We start from the raw sequence: 15880 nt of genomic DNA, 5'->3' as shown, positions 1-15880 counted from the left end.
TGTCAAGCTTTAGATTAATAGTTGCCTGTATGAAATTACTGTTTTTTGAACTGAAAATGAGAAGATCTGTAGCGAGAAGTTTCTGCTCAAAATAGTAATAACGAGCCGTTGCAGAGATGATGCATTCGCATATTAGACTTTACTTATTAATGCTGGTGTGGCATAAAGTGGGCATGAGTGAGAGACCACTACCAGCCAACCATGAACTGGCAACCAAGGTGCAGAAGGCGATCGTGAAGATTGTGCTTGGCATGATACTGGTTGCTGTGGCACCTGCCATTGTGATGATCAGTGTCATTGTCAATAATGGTAAGCCGCTTGAGATCGGTAAGCAGGTGCCTGAATTTTCGCTGCCTGATCAGGATAATCACCGTGTCTCAGTCAGTGATTTTAAGGGTCACTGGTGCCTGCTCTATTTCTATAATGAAGCGCGTGCTGAAGGGCTGATTCAGGCTCGCCGCTTCCGGGATCACTACGAAGGTTTTCGCGCCCTTGATCTGCAGCTGATCGGTATCAGCTATGATTCGGTTCCATCGCACCATGAGTTTGCCGCGAAAGTGGGTATTTCGCATCCGCTTCTCTCCGATCCTGAAGGTGATGTGATTGAGGATTATTCAGCCCACACCTCGATGACGCATATGACCAAAAATATGAGTTATCTGGTTGATGAAAAAGGTATTATTAAAAAGGTCTATCTGGATCTCTCACCCGATGAACAGGTGCGCGTGGTCTCCAGTGACGTGCGTAGGTTTAAACATCTGTAAATAAGTAGCGTGGGCTTCAGCAGCGCTATGTCTCTTTTTTCTCCACCAGATCCCTGATCAACCCTTTGGCCAGTGCTGCAATAGCAACCTTGGCAATTTTAGGGTCAAACTGGCTTCCGGCACCCTCTTCGAGCTGCTCAAGGCAGAAGGAGAGGGGTCTGGCGCGTCGGTACGCCCGATTCTGGGTCATGGCATCAATTGCCTCTGCAATGGCGATAAAGCGGGCGCCAACAGGGATCTTCTCCTGTTTCAGCCCATCAGGATAACCCGATCCATCCCAGCGCTCACCATGATGCAGTACCATCAGCCGCTCACGCTTCAGCGATTTAATCGGTTTAAGTATTTTACCGGCAACACCGGGCGCCTCTCGAATCACCTGACGTTCAGCTTTTGTAAAACTTCCCGGCTTGAGAAGGATGCCGTCAGGAACGCTGACCATGCCGATATCGTGTAGTAGCCCTGCATTGCCGATCTCTTTGATGGCCTGCTCATCGAGCTTGAATATTTTAGCCAGCCGCATGGCAATCTGGCTGACCCGCCTTGAGTGATCATTTGAGAAGCTGTCTCTTGCTTCCAGAGCACCGACCAGGGCAATCAGTGCTTCCTGCGCATCATTAGTTTGGTGTGGCTTACTCAACTAAAAGACTCCCTCGTTTTCATCCTACTCACTATCAATCGACAATTCCTCGACGATGATCGATAAGTTTGGAATGATCTCATCCCTATGATATAACCCCTTACTATATCAGCAATAAAAGTTCCGTCATCACTGCTGCGGCTGGCTGTATTGAATTTCCACAGTTGATGGTTGATGGCGTAGTCACCTTAGAGGTCTGTGTATGCGCATTGGTATTCCCAAAGAGATCAAGAATCGTGAGCACCGAGTGTCAGTCACGCCGGATGGGGTGAAAGCTCTGGTTGCTGCCGGTCATGCGCTGGTTGTAGAGGTTGCAGCAGGTGCTGACAGCTCTTTTTCTGATCAGAGCTATATCGATGCGGGGGCAACGGTTGTAACAGCCGCAGAAGAGGTCTGGTGTTGTGAGCTGGTGGTAAAGGTGAAAGAGCCGCTGGCTTCAGAGTACTGCTATTTCAGGCCCGAGCTGATGCTCTTTACCTATCTGCATCTTGCCGCCGTACCAGAATTGGCCAGCTCACTGCAGAGTGCGGGAGTTTGCGCGATCGGTTATGAGACAGTGCAACTGGATTCGGGTCAGCTGCCGCTGTTAGCACCGATGAGTCAGGTGGCAGGCAAGGTTGCTGCCCAACTGGCAGTGCAATATCTGCAGAAGGAGAGCGGTACAGGCATTACGGGAATGGGACGTCTGGTTGGTCCGATGGGCGCACAGCCCGCTGCAAAAGTAGTGATTCTCGGGGCCGGTAATGTCGGGATCAGTGCTGCAGAGGTTGTTGCACCTCTGGGTGCAGCGGTGATGCTTCTGGAAGCTGATGATCGGAGAATTGATCAGCTGCAGCATCAGACGCATGAGAATATTCAAGTCGTACACTACACCCATGCCAATCTTCTCAAGCTGCTACCTGATTGCGACATACTGATCGGTGCAGCCCTGATTCCGGGTAAACATGCCCCGATGCTGCTCAAACGCTCAGATATAGCCCGCATGAAACAGGGCTGTGTGTTTGTGGATGTAGCGATTGATCAGGGTGGTATGAGTGAAACAAGTCGCGCTACCAGCTTTGCTGAACCGGTCTATCTGGAGGAGGGGGTCATTCACTGCTGTCTGCCCAATCTGCCATCGGCTGTGCCTCAGAGCAGCACCGCAGCGCTAACCCATGCCACACTGCCCTATATTCAGAAAATCGCCGATCTGGGCTTAGATGCAGCCATAAAAGAAGATCCGGCAATTAAGCTGGGCGTTAATATCAGAGATGGAAAGATTGTTCACAAAGGTGTCAGGGCTGCGCTGTCGTCGAAGTAGACTATAAACAGGGCATAAACAGCCCAACAGACTGAGTTAGATCGCTTTTTCTACCAGTGCAGTGATTTTGTTGAGTAGATCAAGCAGACCAGCCGGAACCTTTTTCTTGCACAGCAGGGATGAGTAGATCACTTCACCCTTCACCACATCCTGATGGGTGATAAGGATTTTACCCTGCTTAAGGATTACACCGTTACAGATAGGCTCACCAAAGCCACCAACCTGTGACATGGTGCGAATGGTTTCCATCACCATCGGAGAGTAGAGCGCAAACTCTTCCCCTTCAGGATGATCGCCAACCTGAGCAATCAGACCGCCTTCACCATCAATAACGATAACACAGGAGAGTTCATGCTCCTGTCGAATCTGTTCAAGTTCCTGTTGAATAGAGATAAGCCATCCCTCCAACCTGCATCATATTTTTCAAGTGACTGGCACAAGAGCAAGCAGTATCACAATTCCTGATCATAAGTTCAAGTTCCTTTGGGAGCTGGCAATCGTTCTCTGGGCAATGTTCGGTGTGTTGCATTAATTTTTTTGAGTTATTGTGTGGGGTGAGAACTATGTGGGCTCAGAATAGTATATGCTGAGACACTCCTCACAAAAACTGGTGAGGCCGCGACCAGAGGCCATTTTTCTCCGGAACTCAGTGTAAGCCGGGCCATTCCATATCTCTTTCAGCGTAGAATCAGCGACATTTCCAAGCTTCAACAGGCCGTTATAATCACGGCAACATGCAACCACATCGCCATTCCATTGGGCGACAAGATATTGCCAGGGGAAAGGGCAGGGCATGTAGGCCGGATATTTTTCTACTCTGCCAAGCTCTTGAAGCTCGTTTTTGCTCCAGGGAAAAAAATCTCTTAACTCTACAACTCCACCTCGCTCTTGCCAGAAATTGCGGAAATCCTCAACCTCATCTTCATTCAGATTCATGACAATCATTCTGATGCTGATGATTGTATTACTCTCCAACTGCTGATGCCGCTGCAGCAGTAGTTCTGTGTTTTCTACGGCCCGGTCGATTTCGGCATGTTCTCCTCTGATCGCCCGGTACCTTTTATCGGTCATGCTATCCAGAGATATTATTATTTTATAAGGCGCGCTTTTGAGAAGGTCATCGATCATTCCGGAATTGAGGTCTGCAGGGTTTATAGAAAGCGTGGGTCTAAGTCCGGCTGATGAACTGTAAGCGACCATCTCTGCAAGTTGTGGATGAAACAGTGATTCGCCAAAGTGAAAAAGTTCAATCTCCTTCTCACGGACTTTTTCTGAGTAGGTGGAAGCTTCATCAATAATTTTTCTGAACAGCCCCATCTCCATGTTACCCTGTTTTCTTGTCATGTTGTCATTTCTGGGGCACATCACACAGGTATAAGGACAACGGTTGGTTGGCTCAATCTGGTGAATATGCGGCTCTTCTGTTCGATAATGCTCAAAAAATTGAGCCCAACCTTCTCTTGATTGGAGTGCTTTTGGCAGCGTGCGACCTTTGGCCCATGTGATGAAATCCATCGCTTTTATCTCCCGTTTTCCAGTTAATTATCCCAGTAGATGAATCCATCAAACGGCACTGTGCTGCGATCAATAATGGCTAACATCAATAATATGTACCAGATTACCAATGCCAACCTTGCAAGAGGGTCGGGCAACCACGTTAAAAGAAATAGATAAGTTTTACTCATCACATCACCCTAAACCGGCAAATGACAGAATCGAAGTAATGACAGGCATACCTGCAACAAGCCAGGTAAAAGTTGCTGTTCTGGTTATCGCGTTTTGCAAGACAGCTGGCAGCATGGAAAGCCGTAGCGGATCATCATTTAGCTGGTAGAGGCGACACAAAGCGATACCAGTGGCATGATAAAAACCCCATAAGAAATAATATAACGATAGTTCATGCCACAGTCCCATCACTGTCATAGCAGCAAACACGGCCAGTAGTTGGTTACGTGTTTTAGCCTGAACCGGACTGAATACATAATCTTTACACCAGCTGGAGAGGGTGATGTGCCAGCGTTGCCAGAAATCAATCAAATTGCGTGCTTTTAAAGGGTGGTTAAAGTTCTCTTCGATATGAAAACCCAATAACAGTGAAAAACCCAATGCAACATCAATATAGCCGCTAAATTCAATATAGAGATAGAGCCAGTCCTTGGCAGAGATGATAAATATACCCCAGAAGCCATCACCAGCATACTGCTCCAGAATACCGCCTAATTTGTGATTAAGCAGCCAATTTCCAAGTACAACAACCTTGGCATAACCATATAAAATGCGCTCAAAACCAGTCGTAAGGTTGACCGAATCCCAACGCCGTCGTTCGCACTGCCTTTGAAAGTTCTGATAGCGGTGGATAGGGCCTACAACCAATACCGGTAGAAAGAGCTGATAGTGAAAGTAGCGGCGCAAACTCATGGTTTGAATGTTGCCTTTATAGACTTCCATCAAAATATGAATGTGACGACATGTATAATATGAGAGGCCAAGCATCACTGGCAATATTGCCCCGGTATTGTCCGCGCCAGGTGACAGCCACTTGTAAACAAGGAAAACAACAGCGATCAGAATGATTGATACCCCGATCAAGGCCGGTTTTTTAGTGGGTGAAATGCAGATGCATAAGTAAGTCAATAATGATGCCGATATCAGCCAAAAACAGGACCAGGGAGAATAGATTGCCACAAAAATCACTGTACTTATGGCAACAACATCAACCTGCCACTGCCTAGGTGATATCCAGGTCACAATAACTGTGGCAACCATCCAAACAAAATAGACCGCTTGGAAGTCAGTCATGATGGTTTTCTTGCGCTAACTTTGATAAAAACCAGTCACTGAAAACAGCACGACCTTTACGATTCAAGTGAGCACGATCCGAATAATACTCTAATGGGAGATCACTTCTAAATTGCCATAGGGGTATTTGATAAAACTCTGAAACTTGCTGTAATGTTCTGTTTAACTGAGCCCTGAACCGATCTCCAAAGTACTCATTACCTTCTTTTGAACGATTCATTTCCAATAAGATGACCTTGATATTATTTTCTTTGGCATGCTTAAGGAAAGATTCAAAATACTTTGGGGAAACAGGTGGTTTGATTTGATATGAAACTTCTGCGTTTTTGATCTCGTCTATTGTAGCAACCTCTTCAAGCTTTAAAGAGCGATCATCCTGATATAATGGGAATAGAATAATTAATTTAGTTCTAATGAGGATTTGCTCAAGCATAAAACGCACATTATTACGGATACTATCGAAGTGCTCATGAAAAAAAGATTTATGATTGCTTAACTCTAAAAAAAATGGTTCTGCCTGTAGAAAGATCCAACGTGGTTTAGACTTTAAAACAGCCTCACTGATGGATTCAAAATCACTAGGTCTACCTGCATTGCGTGAAAAACGAACAAATTCAATTTTCATATTTTTTTTGGCTGCTAATGATTCGAACTTTTCATCATATGGAAATCCACAACTCACCATAGATGTTCCAATTACAATCAGGCCATGATTTTGAATTCTTTTCAATCGTTCAGGTACAAAACTCATCAACAAACGATCATATGCGGCAGGAGGTTTATAGTTTTGATGAAAATAGTCAGAAATCATTATAACAAATAGCAATCCGCTTAATGTGGCAAGCCAGAGACTGACTGGTACTTTGGATACTGGTTTATGATTCATCACATTTTAGCTTATTCTGAACCATTTCAAGCAAGCACTGTAAAGAATCAACACGCATCATTTCATCCATGCTAAACTGAATATCATATCTCTGCTCTGTGGCGGTGATGAGATTCAGATGCCCTAATGAATCCCAACCCGGGGTTTGATCTGACGAGCTATTCAAAGATAATTTTTTTTCTGAAGCGTTGAAAACTGAAGCTGCTAAGCCAACAATATCACTGTGTGGAATAGTTGTGTTGTTTCTGTCCGATTTATGAATTGTATCAGTAATCAAATCACGGATTTCAGATAACAACACTTTCCCTGAAACCCCTCTAGGCAACCTGTTTGTAGTGACAATAGTTTTTGGAACCTTAATGGGTTCAAGAAAATGACGACAATGATCGATAAGATTCGCTTCATCCAAATCATCATCTGATTCCACAACGCTCACAACCAGCTCACCCCAATCCTGATCTGCTATTCCCACGGTTGCTGAATCAGCTACTTGTGGGTGAGACATCAAAACTTCATTGATTTCATCAGGATGTATATTAAAACCACCACTCATAATAATTGCTTTTTTTCTACCAACAATTTCGATAAAGCCTTCCGGGTTTTGTCGAGCCATGTCTCCTGTACATAACCAGTCGTTGAAAAACAGTGATGTTGTAGCAATGGGGTCATCCAGATAACCAGGCGTTACATTTTCCCCTTTCAGCCAGAGTTCACCCTCTTCATTCACCGAACAATCACAGCCTTTCTCATCGACAATTCTAATATCCATATCAACAGGTTTACCTACTGTACCTAAGGCAAACGAATCTTTATCCGGGCCACAAAACAGCCCTCCGGCAACGGTTTCCGACAGGCCGTAAATATTGCATATATTGATGCCAAATCGTTGCTGCGACCTCTCCCAAAGATTTGCATCAAGTTTGGCCGCCACAGAGATCAAACAACGGAAATCTTCACCTTCAAAATAGTCATTATTGGAAGTCAGTCGATCTATCAGCGAAAGTATTGTAGGGACTGTGATGAAATGGGTGATGCGTTTGCTGAATAAGCTATTGAGTCGCTCTTCCAGATTTTGGATCGTAAATGCTGGGGGGCGATACAGCAGGGCGCCGGAAAACAGTGCCAGCAATGGCCCCTGAACGAAGCCATCGTTATGTGCCAGGGATAAATTATTGAAGATGCGGGATTGCTCTGTGTAGCCAAATACGCGTGTAAGCGTTTCTAAATGCTCAAATAAATTGGCATGTGTTGTGAGAATACCCTTTGGTTCGGATGTTGTTCCTGAGGTGAAGGATATAAATGCAATATCATCCGCCCGGGCTGCGCAGGCCGGTTCACTTATGCCGTAATCAGTCAGTAGGCTCGGATAACACTCAACTGATCTGTTTTTCTTCCCGAATAACTGGGCAAACAGAGATCGATTACTCTCCTCCAATATGCTCACAGACAGGAATTCAGCCAACCAGGGTAACGCTGGCTGTAACTCATCATCAACAAAAATCATTTGTGGCGAGACTTTTTCCGCAATGGCTTGCAGACGCTTCGATTTGGCTTCTACGGATAGAAGTATGGGTGAAAAGCCTTCCAACAAAGCTGCGGTGAGTATTGTGATGGCATGCTTATCATGCTTGGTCACAATGATGATTCGTGAGTCCTGTTTAAGTTCATGCGTTCTGAAAAAGGAGGTTAGCTTTTGCACAGAATTCAAGAGCTGGCGATATGTTAGTTTTTCATCATTAAAATCGGCAAACAGAGTGTTATTTTTTGCACGCACCTTGATGTCCCGATAAAGCGCACCAGTATAATTTTTCTTTTGGGTTGTCATACTTTATTAAAAGCCTGTTTTTTCAATGATCTGGTCAACCTTGCCAAGTGGATTTCGTTTTATAACTGCGTTATGCCATTTGGCAGGCATGTATTCAATGCCAAACTGTTGAACAATCGATTTATCCATTGCTGAGTAATCAAATGGCATAGAACACTCTACCCATATCTCCACACCATATCCCCCTGAAATTCTGCATCCTTTGACAACGGCATCATCTATGTTGGCCTGACTCTTTAACCAGCCTTCTAGCAAGCTCGGAAAAATCCACTCAGTAGTTGGCGCCTTTACTGCCCCGGAAGATCGCCCCACTAATCGGAGCTGTTCATGCGCTGTTTTTTGAACCAGGTCGCCGGTATCAAATGATGAGGTGCGAAGTAGTGGTTCCCCCAAATAACCCAGGAACATGTTTGGGCCTGTAATGCCCAGTTGAAACAGTTGACTGGAGTCCTCAACGGTTGTTAACACTATTTGGCAACCTTCACATGGGGGAGGGAGACAATTTTCAGTCTGCTTAGCGATTGTTTCAGCCAGTACGATACCAGCTGTTTCTGTTAAGCCGTAATAATTCACGACCGGGACTCCGAACACCTGCATTACTGTTGCGCGATCTGCCTCGTCAAGGTCAGCGCCGGTACAAAGCAGGGCCTCTACACTTTGAATATGTTCAATAATGCGTTTGCCATAAGCGGCGAGTTGTTTGATGAAAACGGGCCCGCAAACAATTTTTGTCGGCTTTAGTTGGGGTATCTCTTTGATGATCGATAGAAAGGGTGCTGAGTGATTGTCAGCTATCGTAACCGCTGCTTCTGAAACCAGGGGGAGAAGCAGACTACGTAATCCTGACATGCTGTGGATAGGCGCCAGACAATAGAGGTGGTCGCTACTGTCGATCTCAAAATGTTCACTAAACAGCTCTGCTGAACGAATGATATTTCCCAGTGAATGACAAACGCCCTTGGGCATGCCTGTTGAACCGGAGGTGAAGAGAATAAGCGCACATTCATCCTCCCGCCATGCATAGGGGCGAGCTGATGAGGCAGATCTATTTTCAGATAGCCAGAGATCCAGTGGTTTGCAATCCGGGCCAGCATAGACAAGCGGAGCATCGTAATCCTGATGAGCAACGACATGTAAGTGTGAGCCCAACTCTGATTGAGCATGTTGCAGATAGTCGTTGCTTGCATCTTCTCGAATGATTGCGACTGTCCATCCATTTTGCAGTGCAGATCGTATGATGGAGAGCACCAGTGAGCCTTTTATACCCTGTAACAGAACCTTCTTTTCACTGCCTGTTTCTGATGCAAAACGATTCGAAAACAGACGCTCTATCTCGCCTGACTCTTTAGCAGTGTTTCCCATCGGTAATATCATTGCGTAATTAATCCTGAAGATCGTAGATATCTCTATTTAATAATCAGCATAGTTGTATAACTTCAACCTTGTAAGTCGGGACTTTCATCCATATGAGAATATTAGGCAATTTATCCTTCCCTCAGGCATGTAGTTCGTACTAACTAACGGTTGTAACCCGTGTCAGGGAGCAACGGATGTAATGCGGTATTTCTGCAACGCTTTGGGAACATACCACTGTTCACTATTGTAGCCGATGCCGGCAGGGGCGGGTTTGATGCCGTGAAAGCGTTTGTGCATCACCGGCAGCGAGTAGGGGGCGAAGAGGAATACCATCGGTACATCCTGGTGGATCTCCTGCTGCATAAGATCATATTGGGCTTTGCGCTCATGGCGATCAAAGGTTCTGCGGGCGTTATCCAGTGCCGCATCAACATTGGCATTGTTATAAGAGAGGAAATTAAACTGCCGCGGGCCGGTCTGCGATGAGTGCCAGATGGTGTATTGATCGGGATCAGGTGATAGCGACCAGCCTAGAATCACCGCATCAAAGTTTCGTTTATTGATAAAGTTCTGAATAAAGGCTGACCACTCAACCAGCCGTACCTTGATCTCTATACCTACCTTCTTCAGGCGCTGCTGCATGATCGTGGCGGCATCGGCACGTTGTTTGTTGCCGTTATTGGTCAAGACAGTAAACGATAGCGGTTTGCCTTCCTTGTCGACAACGCCATCACCATCAGAATCAACCCAGCCTGCCTCAGCAAGCAGTTTGCGGGCATATTCCGGATCAAACGGGCGTGGTTTGAGCTTCTCATTGACCCAGAAGGTGCCGGGTTTATAAGGGCTGGCGATGGTCTCGCCTAAACCGAGCTGCACACCATCGAGAATCTCCTGACGATCAATGGCATAAGCGATTGCCTTGCGAACAAGGATATCATCAAAGGGTTTACGTTTAAGATTGAAACCGAGATAGGTGTAGACGAAATCAAGGTATTTGTAGCGATTAAAATTCTTTTTCAGCTCCTCACGTGTCTCAAACAGGCGGGAGTACTGCATCGGGCTCAGACCCACTGAATCGAGCCTGCCGGCTGAGAGTTCAAGAAACTGGGTGGCGCGATCCGGGATAATGCGGGTCAACCGCTCTTTGATCCAGACAGGTCCATCAAAGTAATCCTCATTGGCGCTCATCAGAATCGATTGCTGGGATTGCCACTGCGTCAGTTTGTAGGGGCCGATGCTCGCCTTAGGCTCACGCGACAGACGTGTGTCCATAATGTTTTCGTTTTCAAACACATGCTTAGGAAGTATTGCTAAAGAGGACCAGGAAGAGAGGGCGGGGGAGAATGGCTCATCATAATGCACCACAAAGGTGAGTGGATCGGGTGCTTCAGCGCGTTTGACGATAATGTAATCAGCTTTGTACGCGCTCTGGGTGCCCTCATCCTGAATCAGTCTGAGGGTGAACAGGCAGTCGGCTGAGGTGAGAGGTTTGCCATCACTCCAGCGCAGATTCGGGCGCAGATGAAAGGTGATGGTCAGATTGTCAGCTGAGATCTCCCACGACTTTGCCAGCTGGCCGATCAGATCGAGATTTTTGTCATACTTGAGTAGTGAGAGGTAGAGCTGGCCAGCGACAGCGTGACTTGATGCATCACCGGCAATCATCGGAATCAGATTGGTGGCATCACCAATGGAAGCTTCAACCAGTCGGTCGCCACGCGCCGGGATATCTTCATAGGCAGTGTTAACAGCTGTCTCATGCGCTGCTGACGGGGCATTTGAATCGCTGCAGCCGATAAGCAGCAACAGGCAGATAAGGGGTAGCGCTCTGATAGGGATCAATCTGATTAAAATCAGCTTGGACGAACGCGGGCCAGAACCCATAAGATATCACCGGCGCGAATAACTGATTTTTTCGAAAGACTGTTGACGCGGGCCAGAGCTTTGACTGTGGTGCCAAAGCGGTTGGCAATGCGCCACAGTGAGTCACCTGAACGAACGCGATAGCGAACGCGATTCTTTGAGGGCAGCAAAGGATTGATATTGGCACTCGCCTTGGCCAGCTGATTGGCTGGTACCTTCAATTTCTGTCCGATGCGAAGCGTATTGCTGATGCCTCGATTGAGTTTCTTCACGGTTTTGACATCGGTGCCATTGGCTCTGGCAATGCTCCACAGTGAGTTGCCGCTCTGTACTGTCACATAAACAAACTTCGGACCTGAGTGGGGGATGTTCTCCTGCACCTTACCATGGGCAGTTTCAGGCACGTGAATGGTCACCGGACGGGTCAGGTATTGGGCCTGATTCAGGGATGGATTAAAACGGAAGATCGCATCTTTCTCCATGCCGCTAAGCTGGGCAAGCAGTTGGATATCCACCGGTGGATTCAGATCAATAGCGCGGGTTTTGATCGGACTGGGAAATGAGAGTGTGCCATCATCAAGAAGGGCAACCAGACCAATAACATGTTTAACATAGTTGCGGGTCTCCGTCGGAACCGGCATCGCATCCAGTCCATCGGCGAGATCCCATGGTGTTTTCTTCAAGCGTTTTGAAACGGCATAGGGGCCGAGATTGTAAGCGGCGATGGCCAGTGGCCAGCTGTCAAAGCGGTCATGCTGGGTGGTGAGATACTCAACTGCTGCGCTTGTGGATCTTTCGATATCACGCCTGCCATCAATCTTCTTATCCGCTTTGATACCAAGCACTTTGGCTGTACCCGGCATCAGCTGCCATAATCCTGATGCTCCGGCATGGGAGAGCGCATAAGGGCTGTAGGTTGACTCCACGACCGGAATAATCTGTAGCGAGAGTGGTGCAGATACCTTCTCCAGCTTCTCTACCAGACGATAACGGACAAAGCGGGAGCGTTCTGAGACCAGATTCCATCTTTTGCTAAAACGCTGTTTGGCAATGGCTTTCACCGCTTTGATATCATCCGCATTGATACCTTTAAGCAGCGGTTCAGGTTGATCAGAGACCGGTTTGACCAGAGAGTGGGAGAGTTTGAGCTGGTGGGATGCAGTGTTGGCCGCATGAATCAGACGACTGCCCTGATAACTTACCAGTCGCCGGTCAGGGTCAGCGTAACCAAGCGGCTCCTCTGCCAGAGCCGTGTTTGTACACAGCAATGATACTCCCGTAATAAGAAAGCAGTGAATCAGGGATCTCTGTTGCCACGTCCTGTGCATGAAAGATTCAGTGATTGCAGCGATAATCAGCAGTGACGCTGGCTAGAAGAGATCATCATAATCGCCATCATCAAAGTCATCTTCTCCAGCCTCAGCACTGGCTTCAACCAGTGCATTGCCGAGCAGGGTGAGGGCGAGCATTTTACTTCCCTCTTTCTCACGTGCATCAACGGGCACCACCATGACATCACCAAGATTCAGGATAGCTGCGATCTCATCGACATTCTTGGCACCAGGCAGGTCCTGTTTGGTTGCGCCAACGAGTACGGGAAGACCGACATGCTCTTCATAGTAATCATACATCTTCCTCATTTCGACCAGTGACTCTTCACTGGTACTGTCGACAAGGAAGATCGCACCGATGGCACCCTTGGAGAGGATGTTCCACATAAAGTTGAAGCGAGACTGGCCCGGCGTACCGAACAGGTGCAGTTCAAGGTGCTCATCGATTTTAAGGATGCCGAAGTCCAGACCAACGGTGGTCATGCTCTTGAGTTGGGCGACCTGATCAGAGGGGGCAACATCGGTTGCGGCAATCTGAGAGTCACTGAGGTTCTGAACCATTGTGGTTTTGCCGGCATTGACCGGACCGGTGATGACAAGTTTTACAACCTGTTTCTCTTCCATTATAGACCCCTGATTCTGTTGATGATTCGGCTTAAGATAGAGACTTTCTTACCACGTCTGGCATCAGGGTTCTGAGCTCTCATCTCTCTGGTTGCAGTATGGCTGTTGCCTCCGGAGTTCAGTGGTGCAATCAGGCCCAGAATATAGGTCGCCATCAATACCCGCAGACGAATAATCTCATCACGCGTATTTTCAGCCTGGGAGATAAATCCCTGCATCCTGAGTGACCCGTTGTGCTGATACATCATATGCATCTTCATATAGGTAGAGTTGTCCTGAAAGGCGTAGCGCTGCATAGGGTAGAGTCGGACAATCAGAGGCGGCAGGCGCATGGCAAAACTGAGCAGGGAGGCGCGCATCTCTGCGTTGAATGTGTAACCGGCCAGCGCTGAGGCGATCGCCTGCGGAGCAAAGACGCGTTTGTTACTCATGGGGTTAAAGTCACTACTGGTTATGACCTCTACCGACTTGGATTCAAAAATCTCTCTGAGTTTCCTGGATACTTCATCATGAGTGCCTTCAAAGCCGGCACGCTCATAATAGATGCTTTTCGTAGTTGATCCGACCGTGTAATCAACCCTGGCTGGCTTTTGGCTGACTATCATACGGCGGAGGTAAACGAGTGAATTCATTATTATATCCTCTTCAGAGCTGATAATTTTTGAAATATACAGACTGATCCGGTTGCCGCAAACGGAAAGTTAAATTTATGGTCAGTAAGCGCGCACCATTTTCATCACATCATCAGATTGTTGTGGATGATAATCACTGACTAAGTGCCATATAAAAATAAGCCCCCGAAATTGGGGGCTCTGATGCTCTATTACAGAATCTGTCCCAGTTTGCTCTGTGCCTCTCGGGCTTCAAGGAAGACCAGGCCAAGATTGGCGCCTTGAGAAACGGTGACAATCATTGAGGCGCGATGTTCAATATCAAACAGCAGAATACCCGCATTAGAACCGCGAATATTCACCTCCTGAAAGTCTCCGACCTTGAGCGTATCGGTCACACGTTTGGCAAGGCTGCCAAGTGCAGCACCCATGGCAGCTGCAGCATCACCCTGAGTACCACCGAGTTTATCTGCAATCATCATGCCGTCCGGGCTGAGTACACCTGCACCCTGAATGTCCGATGTGGCCATTTTCAGTTCATCCAGAACACTGTTAATTCTATCCTGTTTTGTTGCCATCTCTCTCTCCTCTCAATAATTATAGTAATAGGTTTATGCAGGTAATTTGTAGATATCTTTCATGGTGTCAGCGCCCACTTCCAGTCCCTCAATCCAGTCGATAAACTGGTTGCAGATCTCTTTGCCGACAAACATGGCGCCGTGCTGGGGTGCGATAATCTCAATATCCAGATCGCGAACCATAGCTGCCCACGCTTTGCATGCAGTACTGGTAGGCATATAACGTTTGTGGAAGCCCTCCATGTGGGTTACATGGGCAGTGAAATCTTCAACAAAGCGGTAGTCGACAATGGCTGCTCCCAGATCACCGGAGTAGAGGATTTTTGAAACCGGGTCGTAAACATGGAAGTTGCCGGATGAGTGCAGGAAGTGGGCCGGAATGATCATCAGCTCACAGCCTTCCAGATCAAGTTTCATACCCTGATCAGGGATCTCCTTCATGCGATCCATGACACTGCCATCAACACCGAAGTGGGCGACAAAACGACGCCAGATTGCAGACATGTAGGCATCAGCATCGGTAATCATCAGCCAACCGTTAACAGAGGCAACAATATCCGGGTCCTGATGGGATAGAAAAAGGTATTTCAGCATGGACGGCGGCAGGTGCTCGGGCATGGCAGAGAAGATTTTTGAATAAACCTTGTGCCCACCGGGATCAAGCAGCATGCCTTTGCCTTTGTGAATAATCAGATGCTGGTTGGACGAAACCATCTCGCCCTCGGTAAAGTCCTCAAAGAAGACACATCTGTGCTCTTCATTTTCGAATAGAATATCTGCCATTCGGTTCCTCCGTGTTTAATGTATATCCATAAAAGTGTTACGTGGGGATTTTCTACTCCATATGCATGGCAAAAGCTAAGCGGTCCCTCAACTCTCTGATCAGCTTGCGAATGCCTCTGGGAACGGTTGCCGTATCCATCACCAGTACAAAAGGCTTGTTGTTGATCTCGATGTCCTTGATGACCATCAGATGGCTATCTTCAAGCACAAGTGCTACGCATGTGATGCTGTTGTATTCCCCAAGACGAACAGCATGATCACCAACCCTGATCAATTCCGGTGCAATGGCTGCCATGCCTGCATGGGCAATTTTTCCTGCATGGCTAATGGGCAGCCCGTTCTGATCGGCCAGCAGTAGAGAGTGCAGCTTATGCATCTCTCTGGTCTCTTCGAGAATTGCCTGCAGTCGCACATCCAGTTTTAGTTCCGATGTGTTTTCCACCAATACTCCTCCCATGTTCAGCCGCGATATTTAACCCTAATTTCAATAAGGATTCCATAAAAAAACAGAGCAGTGCTTCTG

At 47.2% G+C, this 15880-nt stretch carries 16 protein-coding genes; 2 read left to right on the top strand and 14 right to left on the bottom strand.

Annotation, left to right across the window (positions count from 1 at the left end; translation table 11 throughout):
* The first annotated feature begins 173 nt into the window (after positions 1-173).
* Positions 174-764 (top strand): peroxiredoxin, encoded by a 591-nt coding sequence (locus F3F96_RS10490; protein WP_176963217.1) that lies wholly within the window; start codon positions 174-176, stop codon positions 762-764.
* 25 nt (positions 765-789) lie between these two features.
* Here the strand turns inward: F3F96_RS10490 and F3F96_RS10485 are convergent, their stop codons facing one another.
* Positions 790-1401 carry an HD-GYP domain-containing protein gene (locus F3F96_RS10485; protein ID WP_241697789.1) on the bottom strand — a complete coding sequence of 204 codons (612 nt, stop codon included), beginning with the start codon at positions 1399-1401 and terminating at the stop codon, positions 790-792.
* Between the two features lie 202 nt (positions 1402-1603).
* Between F3F96_RS10485 and ald the strand changes: the two genes are divergently transcribed.
* Positions 1604-2701 (top strand): alanine dehydrogenase, encoded by a 1098-nt coding sequence (gene ald, locus F3F96_RS10480; RefSeq protein WP_176963216.1) that lies wholly within the window; start codon positions 1604-1606, stop codon positions 2699-2701.
* Positions 2702-2737: 36 nt separating this feature from the next.
* Here ald and F3F96_RS10475 read toward each other — a convergent pair whose 3' ends face one another.
* The 13 genes from F3F96_RS10475 to F3F96_RS10415 all read right to left on the bottom strand — a co-directional run bounded on the left by F3F96_RS10475 (position 2738) and on the right by F3F96_RS10415 (position 15799).
* A complete protein-coding gene (locus tag F3F96_RS10475; RefSeq protein WP_186338967.1) occupies positions 2738-3109 on the bottom strand; it encodes a hypothetical protein in 372 nt (123 codons plus the stop codon).
* Positions 3110-3262: 153 nt separating this feature from the next.
* Positions 3263-4216 (bottom strand): radical SAM/SPASM domain-containing protein, encoded by a 954-nt coding sequence (locus tag F3F96_RS10470; protein WP_176963215.1) that lies wholly within the window; start codon positions 4214-4216, stop codon positions 3263-3265.
* Positions 4217-4390: 174 nt separating this feature from the next.
* A complete protein-coding gene (locus F3F96_RS10465) occupies positions 4391-5500 on the bottom strand; it encodes an MBOAT family O-acyltransferase (protein ID WP_176963214.1) in 1110 nt (369 codons plus the stop codon).
* Positions 5493-6386 carry a hypothetical protein gene (locus F3F96_RS10460; RefSeq protein WP_176963213.1) on the bottom strand — a complete coding sequence of 298 codons (894 nt, stop codon included), beginning with the start codon at positions 6384-6386 and terminating at the stop codon, positions 5493-5495. Before F3F96_RS10460 ends, F3F96_RS10465 begins: the two co-directional genes overlap by 8 nt.
* The gene (locus F3F96_RS10455; protein ID WP_176963212.1) at positions 6376-8211 is read right to left on the bottom strand and encodes an AMP-binding protein; all 1836 of its coding nucleotides are present in this window, start codon (positions 8209-8211) and stop codon (positions 6376-6378) included. The genes F3F96_RS10460 and F3F96_RS10455 overlap by 11 nt, the downstream gene beginning before the upstream one ends.
* A 6-nt stretch (positions 8212-8217) precedes the next feature.
* Positions 8218-9573, bottom strand: a complete 1356-nt coding sequence (locus F3F96_RS10450) for an AMP-binding protein (RefSeq protein ID WP_176963211.1) — start codon at positions 9571-9573, stop codon at positions 8218-8220.
* Between the two features lie 174 nt (positions 9574-9747).
* Positions 9748-11451, bottom strand: a complete 1704-nt coding sequence (locus F3F96_RS10445) for a peptide-binding protein (protein ID WP_176963210.1) — start codon at positions 11449-11451, stop codon at positions 9748-9750.
* A complete protein-coding gene (locus tag F3F96_RS10440) occupies positions 11421-12698 on the bottom strand; it encodes a LysM peptidoglycan-binding domain-containing protein (protein WP_241697787.1) in 1278 nt (425 codons plus the stop codon). The genes F3F96_RS10445 and F3F96_RS10440 overlap by 31 nt, the downstream gene beginning before the upstream one ends.
* Before the next feature lie 102 nt (positions 12699-12800).
* A complete protein-coding gene (locus tag F3F96_RS10435; protein ID WP_186338966.1) occupies positions 12801-13385 on the bottom strand; it encodes an ATP/GTP-binding protein in 585 nt (194 codons plus the stop codon).
* Positions 13385-14017 carry a hypothetical protein gene (locus F3F96_RS10430; protein ID WP_176963208.1) on the bottom strand — a complete coding sequence of 211 codons (633 nt, stop codon included), beginning with the start codon at positions 14015-14017 and terminating at the stop codon, positions 13385-13387. Before F3F96_RS10430 ends, F3F96_RS10435 begins: the two co-directional genes overlap by 1 nt.
* A gap of 191 nt (positions 14018-14208) precedes the next feature.
* Positions 14209-14574 (bottom strand): roadblock/LC7 domain-containing protein, encoded by a 366-nt coding sequence (locus tag F3F96_RS10425; RefSeq protein WP_176963207.1) that lies wholly within the window; start codon positions 14572-14574, stop codon positions 14209-14211.
* Between the two features lie 33 nt (positions 14575-14607).
* On the bottom strand, positions 14608-15357 hold the full coding sequence (locus F3F96_RS10420; RefSeq protein WP_176963206.1) for an MBL fold metallo-hydrolase: 750 nt from the start codon (positions 15355-15357) through the stop codon (positions 14608-14610).
* Between the two features lie 52 nt (positions 15358-15409).
* Positions 15410-15799, bottom strand: coding sequence for a hypothetical protein (locus F3F96_RS10415; protein ID WP_370465539.1), 390 nt, complete (start codon positions 15797-15799; stop codon positions 15410-15412).
* Between the last annotated feature and the right edge of the window lie 81 nt (positions 15800-15880).

This window comes from Mariprofundus sp. NF, from assembly GCF_013387455.1.
Classification (GTDB): Bacteria; Pseudomonadota; Zetaproteobacteria; order Mariprofundales; family Mariprofundaceae; genus Mariprofundus.
The sequence above is the reverse complement of the archived record's forward strand: the minus strand, read 5'-3'. Positions and strand labels throughout refer to the sequence as shown.